At 67.8% G+C, this 17,210-nt stretch carries 8 protein-coding genes; 4 read left to right on the forward strand and 4 right to left on the reverse strand.

The genetic code is table 11. The features are described from left to right. Position 1: 1 nt before the first annotated feature. Together AC5Y46_RS00645 and AC5Y46_RS00650 are read right to left on the reverse strand one after the other, a co-directional pair. Positions 2-3,775 carry a multifunctional oxoglutarate decarboxylase/oxoglutarate dehydrogenase thiamine pyrophosphate-binding subunit/dihydrolipoyllysine-residue succinyltransferase subunit gene (locus AC5Y46_RS00645; protein ID WP_499989785.1) on the reverse strand — a complete coding sequence of 1,258 codons (3,774 nt, stop codon included), beginning with the start codon at positions 3,773-3,775 and terminating at the stop codon, positions 2-4. A gap of 182 nt (positions 3,776-3,957) precedes the next feature. After that, complete coding sequence (locus tag AC5Y46_RS00650; RefSeq protein WP_499941178.1) at positions 3,958-4,710, reverse strand: hypothetical protein; 753 nt, start codon at positions 4,708-4,710, stop codon at positions 3,958-3,960. A 218-nt stretch (positions 4,711-4,928) separates the two neighbouring features. Here AC5Y46_RS00650 and AC5Y46_RS00655 point away from each other — a divergent pair, with 218 nt between their 5' ends. Further along, positions 4,929-6,704 (forward strand): MFS transporter, encoded by a 1,776-nt coding sequence (locus tag AC5Y46_RS00655; protein WP_499989786.1) that lies wholly within the window; start codon positions 4,929-4,931, stop codon positions 6,702-6,704. 4 nt (positions 6,705-6,708) lie between these two features. On the opposite strand, the gene AC5Y46_RS00660 is transcribed toward AC5Y46_RS00655, so the two are convergent. Beyond that, positions 6,709-10,119 (reverse strand): TM0106 family RecB-like putative nuclease, encoded by a 3,411-nt coding sequence (locus tag AC5Y46_RS00660; RefSeq protein ID WP_499989787.1) that lies wholly within the window; start codon positions 10,117-10,119, stop codon positions 6,709-6,711. A 624-nt stretch (positions 10,120-10,743) separates the two neighbouring features. Between AC5Y46_RS00660 and AC5Y46_RS00665 the strand changes: the two genes are divergently transcribed. The 3 genes from AC5Y46_RS00665 to AC5Y46_RS00675 all read left to right on the forward strand — a co-directional run bounded on the left by AC5Y46_RS00665 (position 10,744) and on the right by AC5Y46_RS00675 (position 16,260). Continuing rightward, on the forward strand, positions 10,744-11,352 hold the full coding sequence (locus tag AC5Y46_RS00665; protein WP_499989788.1) for a ParA family protein: 609 nt from the start codon (positions 10,744-10,746) through the stop codon (positions 11,350-11,352). Continuing rightward, positions 11,349-11,804: a hypothetical protein gene (locus AC5Y46_RS00670; RefSeq protein ID WP_499989789.1), complete on the forward strand. Its 456-nt coding sequence runs from the start codon at positions 11,349-11,351 to the stop codon at positions 11,802-11,804. Before AC5Y46_RS00665 ends, AC5Y46_RS00670 begins: the two co-directional genes overlap by 4 nt. Positions 11,805-12,378: 574 nt before the next feature. Beyond that, positions 12,379-16,260 carry a PE family protein gene (locus AC5Y46_RS00675; RefSeq protein WP_499989790.1) on the forward strand — a complete coding sequence of 1,294 codons (3,882 nt, stop codon included), beginning with the start codon at positions 12,379-12,381 and terminating at the stop codon, positions 16,258-16,260. Here AC5Y46_RS00675 and AC5Y46_RS00680 read toward each other — a convergent pair. After that, entirely contained in the window at positions 16,225-17,196 is a 972-nt protein-coding gene (locus AC5Y46_RS00680; RefSeq protein ID WP_499989791.1) for an IS481 family transposase, read from the reverse strand. The genes AC5Y46_RS00675 and AC5Y46_RS00680 overlap by 36 nt on opposite strands. Between the last annotated feature and the right edge of the window lie 14 nt (positions 17,197-17,210).

Below are 17,210 nucleotides of genomic sequence, written 5' to 3' on the forward strand. Positions count from 1 at the left end.
GCTAGGCAAAAGCGGTGTCGATGATCTCCTGCTGCTCCACCGCATGCACCTTCGACGAACCCGACGACGGCGCCGACATGGCACGCCGCGAGATCCGCTTGATCCCACCGAGCTTCTCCGGCAGCACCTCGGGCAGCGTCAGTCCCAGCGACGGCCACGCACCCTGGTTGGCGGGTTCCTCCTGGACCCAGAAGTACTGCTTGGCGTTCTCGTAGCGGTCCAGCGTCTCCTCGAGCCGACGGCGGGGCAGCGGCGCGAGCTGCTCCACGCGGACGATCGCGACGTCGTCGCGCTTGTCCTTGGCTTTGCGGGCCGCCAGCTCGTAATAGAGCTTGCCGCTGGTCAGCAGGATCCGGCTGACCTTGCTGCGGTCACCGTCGCCGTCCTCGTAGGTGGATTCCTCGAGCACCGAGCGGAACTTCATCTCGGTGAAGTCCCTGATGTCGCTGACCGCGGCCTTGTTGCGCAGCATCGACTTCGGCGTGAACACGATCAGCGGGCGCATCACGCCGTCCATCGCGTGCCGGCGCAGCAGGTGGAAGTAGTTGGCCGGGGTCGACGGCACCGCGATCGTCATCGAACCCTCGGCCCACAGCTGCAGGAAGCGCTCGATGCGGCCCGACGTGTGGTCGGGACCCTGCCCCTCGTGTCCGTGCGGCAGCAGCAGCACCACGGTAGACAGCTGGCCCCACTTGGCTTCGCCGGAGCTGATGAATTCGTCGATGATGGACTGCGCGCCGTTGACGAAGTCGCCGAACTGCGCTTCCCACAGCACCACGGCCTCCGGATTGCCCACCGTGTAGCCGTATTCGAAGCCCACCGCGGCATATTCCGACAGCGGGCTGTCGTAGACCAGGAATTTGCCGCCGGTAGGCGCGCCGTCCTTGTTCACGGCCAACAGCTGCAGCGGGGTGAACTCTGCGCCGGTACTGCGGTCGATGATCACCGAATGCCGTTGTGAGAAGGTGCCGCGGCGGGTGTCCTGCCCGGAGAACCGGACCAGCTTGCCCTCGGCCACCAACGATCCCAGTGCGAGCAACTCCCCGAAGGCCCAGTCGATCTTGCCCTCGTAGGCCATCTCCCGGCGCTTCTCCAGCACCGGTTGCACCCGCGGATGTGCGGTGAAGTCCTCGGGCAGCGCCAGGAACGCGTCGCCGATGCGGGCCAGCAGTGATTTGTCCACCGAGGTGTCCAGTCCGGCCGGGATCATCTGGTCGGCTTCCACCGACTCGCTGGGCAGCGCGCCGTGTTTCTCCAGTTCGCGGACCTCGTTGAACACCCGCTCCAGCTGGCCCTGATAGTCCCGCAAGGCGTCTTCGGCTTCTTTGAGCGAGATGTCACCGCGGCCGATCAGGGCTTCGGTGTAGCTCTTGCGGACGCCGCGCTTGTTGTCCACGACGTCGTACATGTAGGGGTTCGTCATCGACGGGTCGTCACCCTCGTTGTGACCGCGACGGCGGTAGCACAGCATGTCGATGATGACGTCTTTCTTGAACCGCTGCCGGAAGTCCACGGCCAACTGAGCCACCCACACGCACGCCTCGGGATCGTCGCCGTTGACGTGGAAGATCGGGGCGCCGATCATCTTCGCGACGTCGGTGCAGTATTCGCTGGAGCGTGAGTACTCCGGCGCGGTGGTGAAGCCGATCTGATTGTTGACGATGATGTGGATGGTGCCGCCGACGCGATAACCGGGCAGGTGCGCCAGGTTCAGCGTCTCGGCGACCACGCCCTGGCCGGCGAACGCCGCGTCGCCGTGCAGCATCAGCGGCACCACCGAGAACGCCTTCGCCTCGTCGGTGTCCGACGAGCCGTGGTCGAGCAGATCCTGCTTGGCCCGCACCAGACCTTCCAGCACCGGGTCGACGGCTTCCAGGTGCGACGGGTTGGCGGTCAGCGACACCTTGATGTCGTTGTCGCCGAACATCTGGAAATACACCCCGGCCGCGCCCAGGTGGTATTTCACGTCGCCGGAACCGTGTGCCTGTGACGGGTTCAGGTTGCCCTCGAACTCGCTGAAGATCTGCGAGTACGGCTTGCCGACGATATTGGCCAGCACATTGAGCCGGCCGCGGTGCGGCATCGCGATCACCACTTCGTCCAGCCCGTGCTCGGCGCACTGGTCGATCGCGGCGTCCATCATCGGGATGACGCTTTCGGCGCCCTCCAGCGAGAACCGCTTCTGCCCGACGTACTTGGTCTGCAGGAAGGTCTCGAACGCCTCGGCGGCATTCAGCCGGCTCAGAATGTATTTCTGTTGCGCCACAGTCGGTTTGACGTGCTTGGTCTCAACCCGTTGTTCCAGCCAGCGCAGTTGCTCGGGGTCGAGGATGTGGGTGTACTCCACGCCGATGTGGCGGCAGTACGCGTCGCGCAACAGGCCCAGCACGTCGCGCAGTTTCTTGTATTCGGCCCCGGCGAATCCGCTGACCTTGAACACCCGGTCGAGGTCCCACAGCGTCAGCCCGTGGGTGAGCACTTCCAGGTCTGGGTGGCTGCGGAACCGGGTGCTGTCCAGGCGCAGCGGGTCGATGTCGGCCATCAGGTGACCGCGGTTGCGGTACGCCGCGATCAGGTTCATCACGCGGGCGTTCTTGTCGACGATCGAGTCCGGGTTGTCCGTGCTCCACCGCACCGGCAGGTACGGAATGCTCAGTTCGCGGAAGATCTCGTCCCAGAAGCCGTCCGAGAGCAACATCTCGTGGATGGTCCGCAGGAAGTCACCGGATTCCGCGCCCTGGATGATGCGGTGGTCGTAGGTCGAGGTGAGGGTGATCAGCTTGCCGATGCCCAGTTCAGCGATGCGCTCGGGACTGGCGCCCTGGAATTCGGCGGGATACTCCATCGCACCCACACCGATGATGGCACCCTGGCCGGCCATCAGCCGCGGCACCGAGTGCACGGTGCCGATCGTTCCCGGGTTGGTCAACGAAATCGTCACTCCGGCAAAGTCTTCGGCGGTCAGCTTGCCGTCGCGGGCGCGGCGCACGATGTCTTCGTAGGCGGAGACGAACTCGGCGAACCGCAACTCCTCGCAGCCCTTGATGCCGGCCACGACCAGCGAGCGCTTGCCGTCCTTGCCCTGCAGGTCGATGGCCAGACCCAGATTCGTGTGGGCTGGGGTGACGGCGTTCGGTTTGCCGTCGACCTCGGCATAGTGACGGTTCAGGTTCGGGAATTGCTTGACCGCCTGCACCAGCGCGTACCCCAGCAGGTGGGTGAACGAGATCTTGCCGCCGCGGGTGCGCTTGAGCTGGTTGTTGATGACGATCCGGTTGTCGATGAGCAGCTTGGCCGGGATGGCCCGCACGCTGGTCGCCGTCGGCACCTCCAGTGACGCCGACATGTTCTTGACGACGGCAGCAGCGGCTCCGCGCAGCACCTGCACCTCGTCACCCTCGCCGGGCGGGGGCGCGGCGGCCTTGGTGGGGGCGGCAGCCTTGGTGGGGGCCTTGGTGGGGGCCTTGGCTTCCGGCGCGGGCTTGGGGGCCGGCGCACCGTTGCCGGACGCCGCGGTGCTTTTGGCCGGTTGCACTGCGGGCTTAGCGGCTTGCGGCGCGGACTTCGGTTCCGCGGCGGGTTTGTCCTTCGCGGGTGCAGGGCTGGCTGGCGCCGCGTCGCTCTGAGCGGCGTCCTCGTGAGTGGCCTCGGGGTTGTAGTCGACGAGGAATTCGTGCCAGCTGGGATCGACCGAGGAGGGGTCGTCGCGGAACTTGCGGTACATCTCCTCGACCAGCCACTCGTTTTGCCCGAATGGTGAACTTATATTGGCCACGGCCGCTGTTCGCCTCAATTCTTTTGTCCTGCAGACGTTTAACGCGACGCCTGCGACGTTGTGCGTCCCGGCTTGGCCGGCCGCCTCACACCCTGGGTGGTCGGGTCCGGCTTTCCGACCTCTTGTGACCCATAAAGGCTAGCGCTTTGCCTGCGATTAGCCAGCGAGACCGGGGCAGCCCATCAGCTGGCGTCCCGAACCGGTGGCAGCAGGTGCAGCGTCACCGGCCAACGCCCCGGCGGCGGGCCGAACGCCGATCGCGCGTTACCGACGATCTTCTTGCTCACCACCCGGTTGCCGATGGCACCGATGATGGCGCCGATCCCGATGGGCATGAGCTTGCCGAACATCAGCGCGCCGCGTTTGAGGGCGAAGCGCTTCATCACGTACTTGAGCATCCGGGTGTTGAACTTCGACAGCGCGGGCAGCGGTAGCGAGGCCATGCTCTCCGACACCCAACCACCCTTGGTCCGGCCCGGGCCGATCAGGTCGGAGACCGCACCCGTGCCGCTGTCGCCGGCCAGAACCGCCAGGATCAGGGCGCGACGGCGTTCGCGTTCGTCGAGCGGAATGCCGTACACCGAGGCGAGCGCCAGCACGAACAGGGCGGTGGTCTCCAGAAACACCGCCGTTTCGCCGGCGGCCGCGGACAGCGCGGCAATGGTGCCGATGCCGGGGAAGGTCGCGGTCGCGCCGATCGCCGCGCCGCTGGCCGTCACCACCGAGATGTAGCGCTTCTCGAGGCGGCCGACGATCTCGGCGGGGTCGGCGCCCGGGGAGGCGTGCCGCAGGCGGCTCACGTAGGCCTCGGCTGCCGGTCCCTGGACGTGCGAACTGCGCTCGATGACCTGCGCCAAAGCCCGCGAGGACAGCTTCGGCCGGCCGGGGCTGTCGCCGGCCTGCTCCGGTGTCGACTTCTTGCGTCGAAAGAACATGGTGCCTCTCTCTCCCAAGGGCGTCTCCCCAGGCTAGCGTCCATGCATCAAAAGCGTGCCGGGTGCAAAACCTTCACAGACTCCACTGGGAAACGCTCTGACTCGACGAACGTGTTCCCGGCCGCCGCCGCCTCACACCTCCCCTGGCGTCGCGAACGGACTGCGCAGCGAGGAATAATGCGGGCTGGATTGAACCGAGGCTTCGAGACGAGGCGCGCATGAGCACAGCGACCGGCCGGGTGGCCGGGGGCAACTACTCCGCAAACCCGTGGGCTGCGCTGTGGGCGATGATCCTGGGCTTCTTCATGATCATGGTGGACTCGACCATCGTGGCCGTGGCCAACCCGACGATCATGGCCCAGCTCCACATCGGGTACGGCACGGTGATCTGGGTGACCAGTGCTTACCTACTGGGGTACGCCGTGGTGTTGCTGGTCGCGGGGCGACTCGGCGACCGGTTCGGTCCGAAGAACCTTTATTTGGTGGGGCTGGTGATCTTCACCGCGGCGTCGGTGTGGTGCGGACTGGCCGGCACCGCTTCGATGCTGATCGCAGCTCGGGTGGTGCAGGGCGTAGGGGCCGGGGTGCTCACCCCGCAGACGTTGTCCACGATCACCCGGATCTTCCCGGCTCACCGTCGCGGGGCGGCGATGAGCATGTGGGGTGCCACCGCCGGGGTCGCCAGCCTGGTCGGCCCGTTGGCGGGTGGCATGCTGGTCGACACTCTCGGGTGGCAGTGGATCTTCTTCGTCAACGTCCCCGTCGGGATCGTCGCCGTGGCGTTGGCAGCGTGGCTGGTGCCGGCGCTGCCGGTGCATTCGCGCCGGTTCGATCTCGTCGGCGTCGCGCTGTCCGGGATCGGGATGTTCTTGCTCGTCTTCGGCCTGCAGGAGGGGCAATCGGCGCACTGGGCGCCGTGGATCTGGGCGGTGCTGGTCGCCGGCGTCGGGTTCATGTCGGCGTTCGTCTACTGGCAGTCGGTCTATCACCGCGCACCGCTGGTGCCGCTGGACATCTTCCGCGACCGGGACTTCAGCGTGTGCAACATCGGGGTGGCCATCATCTCGTTCGCGGTCACCGCGACGATGCTCCCGGTGACGTTCTATGCGCAGTCGGTGTGCGGGTTGTCGCCGACGCGGTCGGCGCTGCTGCTCGCACCGATGGCGATCGCCAGCGGGGTGCTGGCGCCCATCGTCGGCAGGTTCATCGACCGGACCCATCCGGTGCCGATGCTGGGTTTCGGGTTTTCGGTGCTGGCGATCTCTCTGACGTGGCTGTCGTTCGACTTGGACCCGGCCACGCCGATCTGGCGATTGGTGCTGGCGTTCCTGACTTTGGGCGCCTCGATGGCCTTCATCTGGTCGCCGCTGGCCGCCACCGCGACCCGCAATCTGCCGCCGGAACAGGCGGGTGCCGGCTCGGGTGTGTACAACGCCACCCGGCAGCTGGCCGCGGTGCTGGGCAGTGCGGGCATGGCCGCGTTCATGACGGCGCGGATCGGCGCGGAATTGCCCGGCGGCGGATCCGGGGCGGTACCCGACGACACCAACCTGCAACTGCCGGTGTTTCTGCGCGAGCCGTTCTCGGCCGCGATGGCGCAGTCGATGCTGTTGCCGGCGTTCGTCGCATTGTTCGGGATCATCGCCGCGCTCTTTCTGGCCGGAGCCGCCCGGCCCGGCGGGCGTCCGCCTGAACACGACAGCTTGGCCGGCTACGCCCTTGGAGACGACGACGAGGCCTACGAGGAGGAGGACGACGACGAGTACGTCGAGTACATCCTCCGTCGGGAGCCGTTCTGCGCCGACGAGTCCGATACCAAGCCGGTGGTCGCCCTGAGTCGACGCCCGCCGACCCCCGACGACTGGTCGCGCGATCCGCACGATTCGACACCGCCGGCGGCGGCCGTTGTGGGTTTCGGTCACGGGTCGAACGGACTCTCCCGCAACGGTTCTCATCTCGAATCGCCTGCGGCGTCGCCGCGTGAATTGCCGTAGTCGCTCAACCACCCCCCGTCAGCGCCAGGAACGCGCCCAGTTCCAGCAACCCGGCCGGTGTCGCGGGCAGGTACTGGGTCAGCGACTCCGAGCGGACGATCACCGCCGCGTACTGCGCCCTGCTGATGGCCACGTTGAGCCGATTTCGGTTGAGCAGAAACGAGATTCCGCGCGGTACGTCCTCGATCGACGAAGCTGTCATCGAGATGAACACCACCGGTGCCTGGCCACCCTGAAATTTGTCGACGGTGCCCACCCGGACGTCGTTGAGCCCGGCCCCGGCCAATCGCTGCCGGATCAGTGCTACCTGCGCGTTGTACGGGGCCAGCACCATCACATCGCGTGGGCCGAGCGGGCGGGGGCCTTTCTCGTCGGTCCACATACGGTCCAGCAGGCCCTGAATCTCCACAGCGATCGCTTCCGCCTCTTCGGCGCTCTCGGTCGAATTGCCGTGGTGTGCAACGGGAAGCACGCGCAAACCGGGCTCGGAGCCGGCCAGCCGGCGCGCGGTGGTGCTCTCGGCGTGGGAGTGCAAACGGCCCTCGTAGGACAACTTCGAGACGGCCGCGCACACGTCGGGATGCATCCGGTAGGAGAGGTCCAAGAAGTAGCCGCGCTCGTCGGGCAGCGTGCGCTGGCCGTCGACCAGCCATTCCAGCGCGGAGATGTCCACCGGTTCGGGATGGGTGCCCTGGCTGACCTGCGGCAGTTGCTGGGGATCGCCGAGCAGCAGCAGGTTGGTTGCCGCCGGTGCTACGGCAATGGTGTTGGCCAGGCAGAACTGTCCCGCCTCGTCGATGACCAACAAATCCAGGCTGCCGGGCGGCACCCGGTTGGCGTTGGCGAAATCCCAGGCGGTGCCGCCGATCACGCAGCCGGCGTGTCCGGCGATGAAGGACGGGTATTCGCTGGCGTTGATATCCTGCCAGCGCGCTGCGGCGCGGTCGCCACCTCTCTTGGCGACCAGTGCCGGATCCAGACCGGCCTCGATCGTGCAGCCCAACACGTTCTCCACCGCCGCGTGCGATTGGGCGACGACACCGATGCGCCAACCGTGTTCGACCACCAGCTGCTGGATCACCCGGGCGGCGGTGTAGGTCTTGCCCGTTCCGGGCGGGCCGTGCACCGCCAGATACGACGAGTCCAGGTTGCGTGTCGCCGTGGTGATGTCGGCGATGACGTCGGTGCTGCGCGGCAGCGCAACTCCGCCATGGGTGTGGGGCGGGTTGCGCAGCAGCACGTCGGACAACGCGGTGCGCGGCAGTTGCGGCAGCCCGTCGGCGATCAGCTGCGCGGTCGCTGCGATGGACTCGCGCAGCACAGTAGTCTGTACCGGCGGGCCGGGCGTGAGCGCGAACGGCCGGTGGTCGAATGTGTTGCCGTCCTTGCCTGTTCGCTCCAGGATGGTCACCTTGGTGGGCAGGCTTGGGTCGTCGACGTCGACGATCTTGGCGGGTGCGGCGCCCCGGCGGTCCGGGTCGGCGGCCATGCCGGTCGGCGCGGGTGGCTCGTAGAGCGCGAACACATCGCCTTTGAGGTCGCCGCGGGCCAGTTCGCCGATCAACTGGAGATGCCGCTGCGGTTTTCGGGCGCGCGGCGGAGTATGCCAGTCGGCGACGAGCGAAGTGTCTTCTACCACGAAAACGTCTGTGTCGTCGGCCCATTCGTCGACCGGATAATTCAGCCGGTCGAAGTGTGACCACCAGAACGGCTTGTCCTCGCGCTGGTGATAGCCGCGCGCCGCGGACAGCAGCGCCACCGCCGTCTGTGCTGCGGTGCGGTCGGCGATCGCGGCGTCGCCGGTGAACCTGGCCAGTGTCGTTGCGAGTTGATCGTCGCTTTTGATGGCGTCGCGTTGGGGCACCGGTTGCACGCCCATCGGTGTGACACCGGATTCCCAGGCCAGGATGACCAGCCAGTCGCGCAGTTTGCGGGTCGACAGGCAGTCGTAGTGGTTGTATTCCTCGATCTCCTTGAGCACGGCGGCGGCTTCGTCGGCGCGGCCTGCGGCCAACTTCTCGCAGTACTGCGCGTAGGCGGTGATCGAGGCGGATGCGGTGGTGACCTCGCCGCGCCGCAATTCACTGCCCATGTACAGCGGCTCCAGCGCCTTGAGGCTGAGAGACTCCGCGCCCACCCGAATGCTCTTGCGCACCAACGGATAAAGGTCAACAAGCACACCATTGCGGAGCAGATCGTCGACCTCGTCCTCCCCGACGCCGTAGCGCCCGGCCAGCCGCAGTAGCGCGGTCCTCTCATACGCCGCGTAGTGATAGATGTGCATGCCGGGATAGCGCTTGCGGCGTTTGGCCACCATTGCCAAGAAGTCCTTGAGCGCCTGGCGTTCCTCCACCGGGTTGTGTGCCCACAGCGGACGGAACTGGCCTGCCGGCGTGGCTTCCAGGACGCCGAATAGATATTCCAGCCCCCACTGCTGGCCGTCGGCGGTCCACAGCGGATCGCCCTCGAAGTCGAAGAACAGGTCGCCGGCATTGGGCTCGGGCAACAGCGCCAGGGGCTGCGGGTCGGCGAGTTCATACGTCGGTGTTTCAGTATCACGTTGCAGCAGTTGCAGTTTGGCTTGCGCCGTCAGCTTGCCGAGTGCCGGTGCGGCCAGGTCCCGCACCGGGTCACTGTTGTTGGCCAGCTTGCCGATGGTGGTGATGCCGGCGCTGATCAGCTTTTCGCGTTGGCTGACCCGCATGCCGGCGACCATCAGCAGGTCGTCGGATGCCCGCAACTGCTCGACGCACAGCGCACAGCGGAAACAGCCCTGCACGCTGTCGTCGTCCCAGCGCACCGCGTGCCCGGCGGCGTGGTGATCGTCGAGCAGACGTTGTAGATGGGCGCGCTGGGCGCGATAAACCGGGATCAGGTCGCTGACGCGGTAGGACACCGCGGTGCCGTTGCCGAGTTCCAGCTCAGCCTCGGCCGCGACCGGTACCCCGGCCGCGCTGAGTGCGTCGGCGTAAGCCGCCAGTTGTAGCAGCGCGGTGACTTTGGGGGAACGGGCAAGTTTGGTGTCGGTGACGCGGTACTGCTCACCGTCGCGAATCAGGAAGTCGGCGAAACCGACGAAGCGGCCGTCGAACATGGCAGCCTGATACACCACCGGAGCGCGCTCGGCGATGGCGCGTCGGGTGGCTTCGGCGGCAGCGCTCAGCCCGGCGTACGTGTAGGCGGGGCGACCGATGACGGCGATTTCGTCGCCGAACTGCGCGCGCAGCCGATCCAGCCGGCGGTGTTCATGCTGCTCGCCGAGCGCGGCCGTGCGGGCCAGCAAGTCGTCCTCGACAGCGGGCGCGGGACACCGACCGAGCTGGGCGTCGAGATCCCGTAACAGCGCATACTCGCACCGCGCGGCGGACGCGAGATCCGATGCGCTGTAGACGAGGTTGCCGTCGGCGAAGAACACAGCGGCAACTGTAGGTCGGGGGTACGACATCCGACGCCGCACAGTCGCGTCCCGGCCCGCGGGCGTCCGGTGTAACGGTCACCCGCGCCGGCACCAGACCACCCCCAATTTGACGCTGCAGTTCAAGCGCTTCGCTTAATGCATCCCGGAAATTGACGTTAGCGGAAAACGGCGAGCCGTCTCAGCCCCATGCAAAGCACCGCCCCATACGAACGGGCTGATGTACCGCCGCAAGTAAATAGCAGGGCAGCGCATCCGACCGGCAACTCGCACCGCATCACCGCAGGTAGCGGCTGGTAGGCTACCGCGGATGTGAGGGATCGTCTCGGTCCGGGGGCGATTCCCGCGGGCGCTGGGCCAGGCTGCTCGAGCCGCGGCGGGTCCTTCTGTCGCCGAGTTTGCTGCTGTGCGTCGAGAAGCCCATGAGCAGACCTTGCAGGTTTCCACAAAAGAATCGTGGAAAGACATACAAAATTCATAGGCAACCGCGTAGCGTCCCCCTCGTGGGGTCTCTCGGCATTCCTGCGCGTCGGGGTAAGTCAATCGGCGGGTTCAGATGAGACGTCGGCCTTATCTGCCGTGTTCGGGCAGTACCTAGGTGACGCGTGAGGTTTTCGGAGAGATGTGATCTGGTCACTTGTACATACCAAGGGCGGTGTCGGGAAGACGACGACGGCGATGTTCTTGGCCGCGACGGCCGTGCAACGGGGGGTTGCGGTACGTGTCGTGGACGCTGACCCGCAAGGATCGGCGTCGTCATGGGCCGATCGGGCGGCTCATCTGGGGGCGCCGTTGCCGTTCGATGTCAGCCTGGGGACGGCGGCCGGCGTGCGAGCGTTGGTCAGCGGGCCCGGCGAGCTGATCTTGGTGGATAGTCCACCGGGAGTGGCGGCGGCGATTGATGCGGCGATCGATGTCGCCGACCTGGTGATCATCCCGACCGGGGTGCGCGCTGCGGACATCGACCGACTGTGGCCGACGCTGGACATCACCCAGCACCGTGCCACGACGATTCTGCTGACCCTGGTGGACAAGCGGAAAGTCGAGGCGACGGAGATGCCGCGGGCGTTGATCGAGGCAAGTGCGCCCGTGCTGCGCAGCAGTGTGCGGCACCTGATAACGATCGAGCGTGCGTTCGGCCGGGCCATTCCGGCGCATCTGCGAGACTATGAGAACGTCTTCGACGAACTGAGGGCGGCGGCATGGATCGAGGGGGAGGCCGCAACGTTATGAACGAGAAAGTTTCGGTAGCGGACGTGGTGCGCGCCGCGGTGATCCGCCGGCCGACCGGAGCCGCGGCGACCGCGCGGGCGGCCAGTGCGTTCCAGGGCTATGACGCTGCGGCACGCGCGATGCCGTCGACGCCGTCACTGGTGCACGAGGCAATGCGCACCACGCTGCACCTGCATCCAGCGATGCGTACCGCCCTTAAACGGCGCGCACTGGACTGCGAGACCACCATGGGTGAACTGATTCGCGTCGCCATCAAATCGGGACTGCAGGATCCGGTGGGTTTGGCGCGGGCGTCGATGGTTCACCGCGGCGCTAGTGGTGGTAGCCGGACCACGCTCGACTTGCCGCGCGACCTGCACCGCGCGCTGAAGCGGTTGGCCGCTGATGAGCAGACGAGTCTGCAAGCGTTGGTAGTCGCTGCCCTCTTGCAGACCTACACCGAGCTGGGTTAATTCGCCGGCCGCGAGGCCGGCTGCTGCTGCCGGACCGAGGTGTCCCGGGCGACGCGATGCTGCGATCAGGCCGGGTCCCTGATAATGCTTATTTTGCGCCGGTGAGCGAATTCCCGCCGGGCTTGCCTCGGCCCGCGCTTGACCACTTCAACCGGTCGAGCGGGCGCGCCGGCCCGGTGCGCAGTAACAAAATCCTTAACCGACTGGCTGCTATGGCAGATGAATATGCTCATCCATATTAACGCGCGTGGCCGACGAAGCGAACTCCGGTCATGTAGCTAATTGGGAACTGCCCGAATAAGCGTGTTCAGAGGCGTTGTAGCAAATGCTGTAGCGCACCGCTTCAAGAAATAATTGCGCCAGCATTTCCAGCCATCATTATGGGCACACTGACACTCGTATATATGCACATATGTACTTCCATAAATCATGATTCATGAGCGTTTACTGGCCGAATTCCGCGCCAAAAAAATCAGTTGAAAAATGGCAATGAATACGGACATCGCGCGTAGTCTTCGGAATGGTCTTCACCGGCCGCGGCGAGTTGGTCAGCACGAACTGTTGGGAGTTGCAGATGTCTTCTTATGTGATCGCAGTACCTGAGGGATTGGCCGCCGCGTCGGTGGACTTGACCGGGATCGGAGCGGCGATCACGTCGGCGAACGCGGCAGCTGCTGGTTCCACGACCCAGCTCGCCGCGGCCGCTCAGGACGAGGTGTCGGCGGCGATCTCGGCGCTGTTCGGCACCTTCGGCCAGGAATACCAGGCGCTGAGCTCACAGGTCGCGCAGTTCCACAACCAGTTCGTGCAGACCTTGAACTCCGGTGGGTTCGCCTACGCGGCGGCCGACGCCGCCGCGGCGTCGCCGCTGCAAACGCTGGAGCAGGACATCCTCGGCGTGATCAATGCCCCCAGCCAGTTCCTTACCGGGCGGGCGCTCATCGGTGACGGAGTCAACGGCGCGGCAGGGACCGGACAGGCCGGCGGCGACGGCGGCTGGCTCTGGGGTAACGGAGGTAATGGTGGCTCCGGTGTGGCGGGTACAGCCACCACACCCGGCGGCGCTGGCGGCGCTGGCGGATCCGCCGGCCTGTTCGGATTTGGCGGCACCGGCGGGACCGGGGGAGCCGGATGGACCGGCACCAACGGCGCTAACGGCACCGCCGGCGGCAGCGGCGGGACCGGTGGGGCCGGTGGTTGGCTGTGGGGCAACGGCGGAGCCGGCGGGATGGGCGGCGCCGGCGGAGCGGGCGCGATCGGCACCACCAACAACGTCGGTGCCATCGGGGGTAATGGCGGCGCCGGCGCTCAGGGCGGGAATGGCGGCGCAGGCGGTGTAGCGCATGGACTCTTCTCCTCCGGCGGGGCCGGTGGGACCGGTGGTGCCGGCGGCGACGGTGGCGCGGGTGGTACCGGCGGCACGGGTGAAACCGGCAGCTTCGCCGGTACGGGTACCGGTGTCGGCGGCGACGCCGGCAACGGCGGCAATGGCGGGGCCGCCGGCAACGGCGGCAACGGCGGTGGCGGCGGTGCCGGTGGGGCGTTCGGCTCTGCGGGCGCCAATGGCAACGGTGGACACGGGGGTAACGGTGGAAATGCCGGCCTCGGCGGAACCGGCGGCACCGGCGCGACCGGCACTTTTGCCTCGCCGCTGAGCAACGGCAACGGCGGGCACGGTGGCCACGGCGGCGATCCGGGCACCCCGCACGCCACCGGCGGCAGCGGCGGCGCTGCCGGCACCGGCGGATTGGCCGGCACCGGAACGCCGGGCGCGGCCGGTCATGGGGGTGCCGCGGCAACCAGCGGCGGCGACGGTGGGAAGGGCGGCGACGGTGCGCTCGGCACGTTCGCCTCGCCGTTGAGCAACGGCACCGGTGGTAACGGCGGAACCGGTGGTACCGGCGGCGCACTCGGCGACGGCGGCGACGGCGGGAAGGGTGGCGCCGGCGCCGACGGTGGTAGCGGAGTCACCGCGGGCCACGGTGGTAACGGCGGCACCGGCGGTGAAGGAGGCCCGAATGGCAGCGGTGGCACCGGCGGGGCCGGTGGTAGCGGGGGCGCCGGGCAGGGCCAGTTCAGCAACCAAAGCTTCAGCAACATCGGTCAGGCGCAGGCCGGCGGCACCGGTGGCACCGGCGGAATGGGCGGCCATGGCCACGGCACCGGCGAAAACGGCAACGGTGGCGCAGGTGGTGCCGGCGGGACCGGCGCCAGCGTCGGTACCGGCGCGGTCGGGAAGACCGGTGGGGCCGGCGGAGCCGGTGCTGTCGGCACTGCTACCGGGCCCGGCTACGGCGGTGGCGGTGGTGGTGGTGGGGGTGGTGCGCTCGTCCAGGCCACTGACTCCGGCACGGTCAGCGGTACCGCGACCGGCGGTGAGGGCGGACACGGCGGCGACGGCAGCTCCACGGCAGCCGGCGGTCACGGTGGCACCGGCGGCGCGGCGACGATCGCTGCCAACGGCACGGGCAGCACCGCCGGGGGTACGGCCAAGGGCGGCATGGGCGGTGCCGCCGTCGGTACCGGCACCGGTGGCGACGGTGGGCAGGGTGCGATCGTTGCCAACGGTGTGAACGCCCACGCCAGCGGCTTTGGTTACGGCGGTAAGGGTGGCGACGGCATAAACGGAGGCATCGGCGGCTACGGCGGCCTCGGTGACGTCAACGCCCGTACCTATGGCATCGCCAGCGGAACCGGCACCGGCGGCAACGGCGGCAGCGGCACCGGCGTCGGCAGCGTCGGCGGCAACGCTTACAACCCCGCTTTCAGCGGCGGTGAAGTCCAAGCCGGCTACGGCAGCAACGTCGGCGGCATCTCCCACGGCGACGCGACCGGCGGCAACGGCGGCGACGCCACCAACGGCGGCCACGGTGGCACCGGTGGGTATGGAGTGCTGCTCTCCGGCGGAGCCGACGGTCAGGCCACCGGCACGGCCACCGGTGGAGCCGGCGGCGGCGCGAGTGCCGGTGGTGCGCAAGGTGGCACTGGCGGGGACGCCCAGATCGGCGGCTTGTTCGGCAGTGCGGACGGCCACGCGACCGGCGGCAAGGGAGGTGCGGGACTCGGCGGTAGCGGCGGCGACGGTGGCTACGCATGGACGACGGCCAACACCGACACCACCCCCCTAGGCACTCCAATCGTGAACGGCACCTCGATCGGGGGTAACGGTGGTGACGGCGGCATCAACGGCACGAACGGTGCGGTGGGTGGCCACGGCGGAAACGGCGGTATCGCCAGGCTCGTGCCGCTCAATGGCACCGTCTCCACCGACATGACCGTGCAGGGCGGTAACGGCGGAGCCGGTGGCGAGGGCGGCGACGGCGTGGGCGGCACCGGGGGTAATGGCGGGAACTCCGCCCTGGTCAACGTCACCGGCGAAGGCGTTTCCGACACCCTCGTGCGGAGCGGTGGCGGTGGCGACGGCGGCAAAGGCGGGAACGGCATCAGCGGCGGCACTGGCGGCGACGGCGGAGCTGCCCAAGTCAGCGCCACAAATGGTGGATCCATCACCGAGAGCTCCGCTATCGGCGGGCTCGGTGGCCGAGGCGGCGACGGCACGGGCACCTCGGCCGGCGGACACGGGGGCGGTGGAGGCACCGCCAGCATCTTCGCGGACGGCACCGGCAGCAGCGTGTCCGACAACACCGTCGCCAAGGGTGGACAAGGCGGAGCCGGCGGCACCAACGGCGGCACCGGCCAGACCGGCGGCGCAGGGTACGTCGCGGCGTCCGGTGGCGGCACCGTCTCCGGCAGCAGCGCCACCGGCGGCCTGGGTGGCGCGGGTATCGCCGGAGGCACCGGCGGAACCGCGGGAGCGGGCGCTATCTACTTCGACCCGGGTACCGGCACCGTCAACGGCGGCAGTGTCATCGGGGCCAGCGCCCTGGGCGGCGACGGCGGCACCGGAACAAACGGAATCGGCGGCGACGGCGGCGCCGGCCTCCTCGTCGTCGACGGCACCGGAACCGCAGGTCCCGGCGGCACGATCGGTGGCCCCGGACTCGAAGCCTTCGCCACCGGTGGTAACGGCGGAGCCGGCACCAATGGCGGTCACGGCGGCAACGGTTCGTTCGGCGAGCTCGAGGCCGGGCCGCAAGGCTTGTCGTACGGTCATTCCACCGCCGGAAACGGCGGCGATGCCACCGGCGCCAACAGCGTCGGCGGTAAAGGCGGCCAATCCGACATTCAGAGCGGCAAGACGACGCAGGTCGTGGGTGTCACCGGCGACGCCGGCGGTCCCGGCGGGACGGCGCACGGCACGTCCACCGGTGGTAACGGCGGCAACGCCGACGGCGGCGGTCACGGCGGCAACGGCAGTGGTGCATCTATCGCTGCCGGTGGGACCGGCGCTGAAGCCAGCGGCACGTCTCAGGGCGGCGCCGGTGGTGACGGCAAGAACGGCGGTACCGGCGGCGGCGGCCTAGCTGTTCTTGACGGCCAGGTTGTGAACGCGTAGGCGCTCGATGGGGGGCTTGCCTCCGATGCCGGTGTGGGGTCGGTGGTGATTGTAGTGATGCAGCCAGTCTTGGTAGGTCGCTGAGCGCGCGGCGTTGGACCCGTAGGTCTGGGCGTAGGCCCACTCGGCGGTCAGGGTGCGATTGAAGCGTTCCACCTTGCCATTGGTCTGCGGCCGATACGGCCGGGTTCTCTTATGCGCGACGTCGTCACCCAACGCTTGGGCGAAACACTTTGAGCGGTAGCAGGATCCGTTGTCGGTCAGGACGCGTCGAACGGTAATGCCATGCTCGGCGAAGAAGGTATTGGCGTTGCGCCAGAACGCCGCGGCGGTCTCCTTGCGTTCATCGCCGAGTTCCTCGGAGTAGGCCAGGCGGCTATGGTCGTCGACCGCGTGATGCAGGTAGGCGTAGCCCATCCCGCTGCAGTTTTTGCGCCCGGCTTGCCGGCCGAGCTTGCGGTGTCCGCCGCCATCAGGGATGCGACCGAGCTTTTTGATGTCCACATGCACCAGATCGCCCGGCGCCGCGTGCTCGTAGCGGTTGGGCTTCGGGCGGCGTACCGGCAGACCAGTGGCCTGATCCAGGTGCCGCAGCAGAGGCATCTTGTAGCGCTTGAGCACTGCCTGCACCGTTGAACGCGGCACGTGCAGGTGTGCGGCGATACGATCAGCGCCCCAGCGGCGGGTGAAGCGCAGCTTGACGATCCGGCGCTCCCGACGTACCGGCAGCTGGTTGGGGCTGCGGTGAGGGCGGCTGGGCCGGTCGAACATCGCCTCAGCGCCACCGATGCGGTAGCGATCGGCCCATTTCTTCGCCGTGGCCGGCGAGCACTGGAACCGCTCGCCAGCCCGCCGGATCGGCCAACCGTCATCGACGATCAATTTGGCGAGTTTCAATCGCCCCTTCGGGGTCAGCGAAGCATTAGCGTGGGGCACGAGGACCTCCTGGT

The sequence above is a fragment of the Mycobacterium sp. NGS59 genome, assembly GCF_059812345.1.

Bases quoted from the DNA above. Each gene is read 5' to 3' on its own strand.
- AC5Y46_RS00670 (WP_499989789.1), top strand. From the start codon at position 11,349: ATGAACGAGAAAGTTTCGGTAGCGGACGTGGTGCGCGCCGCGGTGATC.
- AC5Y46_RS00650 (WP_499941178.1), bottom strand. From the start codon at position 4,710: ATGTTCTTTCGACGCAAGAAGTCGACACCGGAGCAGGCCGGCGACAGC.
- AC5Y46_RS00655 (WP_499989786.1), top strand. From the start codon at position 4,929: ATGAGCACAGCGACCGGCCGGGTGGCCGGGGGCAACTACTCCGCAAAC.
- AC5Y46_RS00675 (WP_499989790.1), top strand. From the start codon at position 12,379: ATGTCTTCTTATGTGATCGCAGTACCTGAGGGATTGGCCGCCGCGTCG.